Below are 6,017 nucleotides of genomic sequence, written 5' to 3' on the forward strand. Positions count from 1 at the left end.
ACAGTCATTTGGGTAAAGGTAGTAGCACGCATCTTGCCTCGAGAAAATGGCAGTTTGGTTGCAGAACATCAATCTCAGGACAAATCTATTGGCAAAACACCAGTGATTTTGATGGTTTGTGAAGACATCACAGAACACAAACGCTCCGAAGACAGCCTGCGAGAAAGTGAGCAACGCTTTCATAATATGGCAGTTCATGCACCAGTCATGCTGTGGATGTCAGGTGTGGACACCATGTATAGTTTTTTAACCAATCATGGCTTGATTTTACTGGGCGCAGTCTGAAGCAGGAATTGGATTGGGGTTGGCTGGAAGGATTACATCCAGAAGATAGAGATTTGTGTATCAAAACTTACACATTATCATTTAAGACCCGAGAAAAATTTCAGATGGAGTACCGTTTAAAGCGTGCTGATAATGAATATCGATGGGTTTTAGATACTGGAATACCCCGATTTACCCCCAGGGGCAATTTCGCTGGTTATATTGGTTCTGCCATAGATATTACTGAGCGTAAGTTGGCTGAAGTTGCTCTGGCTGCAAGTCAGCAAGCCACCCAAAAACAGCTAGAGGAGATGGAACTTCTCAATCGCCTCAAGGATGAATTTCTCAGTACGGTTTCCCATGAGTTGCGAACCCCACTGACGAATATGAAAATGGCGATTCAAATGTTGGGTATTGCTTTAAATCAAGAGCCGTGCTCCATATTAGCCGTAGCAGTTTCCGAATCAGAATTATCCAAAGCTAATCGCTATTTTCAAATTTTAAACAATGAATGCGATCGCGAAATTAACCTAATTAATAATTTCCTAGATTTACAGCGTCTGGATAGTAATACTGAGCCTTTGGTGATGGAAACTATGGAAGTTAATTCATGGCTTACCAAGGTAGTAAATTTATTTCAAGCTCGTCATTATATCTGTGACCATAATTTATCTTTGAATATCTCCCCTAATTTACCAAACTTGATTTGTGATCCATTCAGTCTGGAGCGAATTTTAATTGAATTACTGAATAATGCCTGTAAATTTAGTCCTCCTGGGAGCAAAATTAATATTAATGCCCAAGAATCATTGGATTGTATCCAATTTCAAGTGGAGAATTTTGGTGTAGAGATTCCAGCAGCAGAATTTTCGAGAATTTTTGATAAGTTCTATCGTATTCCCAGTAACGATCCTTGGAAACAAGGAGGAACGGGATTAGGTTTGGCGCTGGTGAAAAAATTAATTATTTATTTAGGAGGTACCATTTTTGTAGAAAGCAAATATGATTCTACCTGTTTTACAGTCCAACTCCCCCTTACCCAGCAGGAAGATTAGCCTTGGTGTTTGAATTCCTAGGAATCTCTGGGAATCGGTAATTTAGAAAAATAGTAAACTTAAAGATATGTGTTGAAATATGCACAGCGTGTTAGCTTGGATGTCAGGATTCAGGTGAATCCATATACTACTTGTCAATTTCCTTGAGCTTCTAGTTACTATGAGTAACAATGGAGACTGCCAGCAAAAATCATAGTACAACATAATCTTCCTCAAATGTTTTTGGGAAGTGAATTACAACCGTAAAACCTTGAATTATAATTGGCTACAAGCACCCTGGAACGGGAATTAAGGAATTTCCATAATGCTAATTTGCCCTGATTGTCAGTTTGAAAATCCCAATAATCATAAATTCTGTCAAAACTGTGGCACGTCCTTAAACCAAAGGGTATGTCCTGAATGTGGTGTTGATGTTGCCACCAATGCTGAAAAATGTCATGTATGTGGTGCAGTGTGCGGCACTGTCCGCACAGCATTAATTGTTAAAAATAATTCTTTGCCAGCCCAAAAATTAGAGGGAGAATCTCAAAAATTAGAAAACCCAGAATTAACAGAGTCTCCCACGACTCCTCAGCCCTTAATGATTGGTGATTACTTAGATTACCAACAGCGTTATCAATTACTAGAACCTCTACCGAATACAGAGGAATTATCTACCCATAGGGAGTTATGTGTCCGTGTTCTGGACTGTCAACCATATCAAATCACTCCCTTAAAAGTGATATTAACTAAACAGTCCCAGGATTTACCCAACTCCATAGCTGAAAATTCTGGGAATGTACCCTCCTGGGCTCAAACATATATCGCCCTCCAACCTCAATTGCATAAGGGTATTCCCCCAATTCATGATGCTTGGCAACAAGATGGGATGGAGGTAGTGCTACTGGAGGATCGCTCTCATTGGCAATCCTTGCTGCAATTGTGGCAAGAAGATAGCACTACTTCGTTGCAAATTTTGGAGTGTTTTTATCGAATTACCCAGCTCTGGGAGTTGTTAATACCTTTTGATGCTTGTTCTAGTCTTCTAGAATTATCTAATTTACGTTTAGATGAAGATCAATCATTGGCATTACAGCGTTTATATGTAGGAGATGCCCATCTCACTCAGGATATATCTCCAGACTCGAATGGCAATGGAGAAAAGTCGCCTATCACTCTGCAAGCTTTAGGAAAATCATGGCATAGTCTGTTTAGTAAATCCCAACGCACCCAATTTGGCTCAATGTTAAATCTGTTGGCAGATTTAAAGCAAGGTAAGATTCTCTCTATAACGGATTTGCAATCTCGTTTGGGAGAGATTGCCGATGAGGTACAAGATAGTTCCTCAGAACCTAGCCATGACAATAATGATACACAAAATGTTGTGGAGGAGGAACATGGAAATATTGAGAAAATGCCTACTTCAGCTACTGTCCTGCAATTAGAGCCTCTAGAAGAGAATACGGCAATTACTGATGATTCGCCTACAGTTAACTTACCAATGCAGTTAAGTAGTTTGGATGATGCTGGCTGTACTGATGTAGGTAAGCAAAGAAATCATAATGAAGACTGTTTTGGCATTGAAACCGAAATTAGTAAAGTTGAATTGCCAAAAAGTAGAAACCTAAAAGCCCGTGGCTTATATGTCCTCTGTGATGGCATGGGGGGACATGCTGGTGGGGAAGTAGCAAGTGAGTTAGCTGTCAATACCCTGCGAGAGTATTTTCAAACCCATTGGAGCCAGAAGCAACTACCGAATGAAGAAGTAATTCGTCAGGGTGTAATTGCTGCCAATCAAGCTATTTTTAACTTAAATCAAAGCGATGCCCGTTCTGGTGTAGGTCGCATGGGTACAACTCTAGTGATGCTGCTCATCCAGGGAAATAAGGTAGTAGTTGCCCATGTGGGAGACAGTCGCCTTTACCGTTTAACTCGCAAGCAGGGATTAGAACAGGTGACAGTAGACCATGAAGTTGGTCAAAGGGAAATTGCTAGGGGAATAGAAGCAAGTATTGCTTACGCTCGTCCAGATGCTTACCAATTAACCCAAGCCCTTGGCCCCCGTGATGCTAGCTCTCTCAATCCTGATGTGCAATTTTTGGAGATTAATGAAGATACGCTGTTTGTCCTTGTGTCTGATGGGTTATCGGACAATGATGTACTAGAAACCAATTGGGAAACTCACCTACTACCTTTGTTGAGTTCTGGGGTAAATCTTGACAGGGGTGTCCAAGACTTAATTGATTTAGCAAATGAATATAATGGTCATGATAATATTACGGCGGTGTTAATCCGGGCAAAAGTTCGTCCGATTTTCAATAGTCCGTATTAAATATGCTTGTCTTTTACCTTTTAGTTTTTATCCCGTTATTGTGGTTAGTCTGACCCTGCTAGAAGCGCAAAAACAAATACCACTCGATCAGTGGTGCTTTGAGAATGAGTCCGTAATTCGGGTTGGTCGTTCGGCGGATAATCACGTCGTATTAACGGATAGTTTAGTTTCCCGGCATCATTTAGAAATTCGGCGTAATGGAAGTGGTGATGGTTGGCAGGTAATTAGTCATGGTACGAATGGAACTTTTTTAAATGGGACTTTGATTCATCAAAGTCCCTTATTAGATAATTCCCTCCTGCAATTGGCAAAGGGTGGTCCTCTGCTGCAATTTCAAATCCAACCAATTATACTCAACCAAAGTGTTAATAACCCTGTGAGTTCTAGTTGTACTCACGAAGGAAATGCACCAGAAAATCTATTTTGTATTCATTGTGGCCAACCTCTGTCAGTACAAAAGACTATTCGCAATTACCAAGTATTGCGAACGTTAGGCAAGGGGGGAATGGGTACTACCTATTTGGCCTGGAATGGGGTAAGAATGGTTGCAGGGAAGCCCCAATTATTAGTTTTGAAACAAATGAATGCTGACATGGCAAAGGTGGCAAAGGCAAGGGAGTTATTTGAGCGGGAAGCTCATACCCTCAAGTCTCTTCATCATCCCGGCATTCCTGAATATTATGATTTTTTTGTGGAAGGGGGTAAAAAATACTTGGCAATGGAGCTGGTTCATGGCCAAGATTTAGAAAAAATGATCCTGCTCACTGGACCAATTCTGCCTTATCAAGCGATCGTTTGGATGATTGAAACCTGCGATATCTTAGGTTATCTCCATAGTCAAGAGCCACCTTTAATTCACCGGGATATTAAACCTGCTAATTTAATGGTACGCAGTTCTAATAATCATATCGTAGTCTTGGATTTTGGAGCTGTGAAAGAAATTGGTACTACTCCTGGCACTCGCATTGGTGCAGAAGGATACTGTGCTCCTGAGCAGGAAAGGGGTCAACCTCTGACACAATCAGATTTATATGCCATTGGCCCTACCCTGATATTTTTACTCACGGGGGAAAATCCTTTCAAATTTTATCGCCTGCGAGGCAGGAGTTTTCGCTTTAATGTGGAAAATGTGCCCACGATTACACCAAAACTCAGAAAAATCATTGAGAAGGTTACAGAGCCTCTACCACGCGATCGCTATCAAACAGCTAAGGAGTTAGCTGCGGCGTTAGAGACATGCCAATGATAGGGGGTAGGGAGTAGGGAGTAGGGAATAGGGGAGCTGTCACAAATAAATTTGGGGGCTTGTATCCTTTTCTTTTTTGGTCAGAAGCTTGAACTCCGACAAAAACAATCGTCTTGAAAAGGACGGAGCTTTTATCCCATGGGCTTTTGGGGCTGTCTGTTTCCCTAAACCCCACACCCTACACCAACGGGGGTTGAACAATAGAAAAGCTTTTTATTGATCCAAAAAAGATAAGGGGTTGCTCATATTTTCAGCAAAACCAAGAATACCGCGATCGCGATGTTGATAAATTAATTCTCCCTGAACATCAAAGAGGAAAGTTCCTCCCCGTTGTGTCAAATAAGATGAATCTGGGACATAAGTATTCCAGTTGCTCAAAACTTCGGTCATGTTTCTCAGGCGTAGGGTTGCTAGCTCAAAAGGACGTTGAAATCCTTTTCCTCCCGCAGTTGCAAAGAATGAACCTTTGATTGGTGGTAAAGGTGTATCCTTGACAACTTCCTCATCAGCAATTAATTGAGGAGCTTGCTTGTCACCTTTGTAACCCCGAAAAACTTCCTTTAAAGTTCCGGGACTACCAATCCCAGCACACATGAGGATTAAATTCAGCCAAGATTTTTGTGCAGTTGATAGCATGGGGAATTGGATCGACAAGCCACGATAAAGCCCTAAAGTAGCGTGAATCTCAGCCTTAGGATCCATGAACAGCCATTCTTGAGGGAATCCCGTATATTCACAAAATTTAATCCCAGAATTGCGGTTTCCAATGCCAATTGCACGAACTGTGATTCCTCTAGCAGAAAGCTTTTCCTTTTCTTTTTGCAGCCACCAAGCGTATTCTAAATTATCAAAGTCTCCCAACTGGGACCAAATAAGTATGAGTAACTGTGAACTATGGGAGCAACCATCTAAAACAGGTTTAATCTCGCCATTCCTAACTCGTAAGCGTTGAGTTCGGCTCAAAATTGAGTAAATATCTGAGGAGTGTGTTTGGGTATTCATTGAGCTAAGAGCGACAGTCTTCAGATTTTTATTTTCTCAATTATATTGTGGGACAAAATATGAAAGTTGAAAGATATTGCTGCCATTTTTATATATGAGCAATTTTATTAACTTTCATTTTTTCATAACCTTATTTTAA

The 6,017-nt window shown here is 40.9% G+C and carries 4 protein-coding genes and 1 pseudogene; 4 read left to right on the forward strand and 1 reads right to left on the reverse strand.

Annotated features, from left to right (window positions below; genetic code table 11):
* From CALSC_RS27190 to CALSC_RS00435, 4 genes and pseudogenes are all read left to right on the forward strand, one after another.
* Window positions 1–285: pseudogene (locus tag CALSC_RS27190) on the forward strand (PAS domain-containing sensor histidine kinase); the annotation flags it as partial.
* An 8-nt stretch (window positions 286–293) separates the two neighbouring features.
* The gene (locus CALSC_RS00425) at window positions 294–1,319 is read left to right on the forward strand and encodes a PAS domain-containing sensor histidine kinase (protein WP_235006630.1); all 1,026 of its coding nucleotides are present in this window, start codon (window positions 294–296) and stop codon (window positions 1,317–1,319) included.
* Between the two features lie 304 nt (window positions 1,320–1,623).
* On the forward strand, window positions 1,624–3,630 hold the full coding sequence (locus CALSC_RS00430) for a serine/threonine phosphatase (RefSeq protein ID WP_088239471.1): 2,007 nt from the start codon (window positions 1,624–1,626) through the stop codon (window positions 3,628–3,630).
* A gap of 40 nt (window positions 3,631–3,670) precedes the next feature.
* The gene (locus CALSC_RS00435) at window positions 3,671–4,876 is read left to right on the forward strand and encodes a protein kinase domain-containing protein (protein WP_088239472.1); all 1,206 of its coding nucleotides are present in this window, start codon (window positions 3,671–3,673) and stop codon (window positions 4,874–4,876) included.
* A gap of 213 nt (window positions 4,877–5,089) precedes the next feature.
* On the opposite strand, the gene CALSC_RS00440 is transcribed toward CALSC_RS00435, so the two are convergent.
* Window positions 5,090–5,878, reverse strand: a complete 789-nt coding sequence (locus tag CALSC_RS00440) for a peroxiredoxin-like family protein (RefSeq protein ID WP_088239473.1) — start codon at window positions 5,876–5,878, stop codon at window positions 5,090–5,092.
* Between the last annotated feature and the right edge of the window lie 139 nt (window positions 5,879–6,017).

Origin of the sequence: Calothrix rhizosoleniae SC01 (assembly GCF_900185595.1) — a bacterium.
GTDB lineage: Bacteria > Cyanobacteriota > Cyanobacteriia > Cyanobacteriales > Nostocaceae > Calothrix_A > Calothrix_A rhizosoleniae.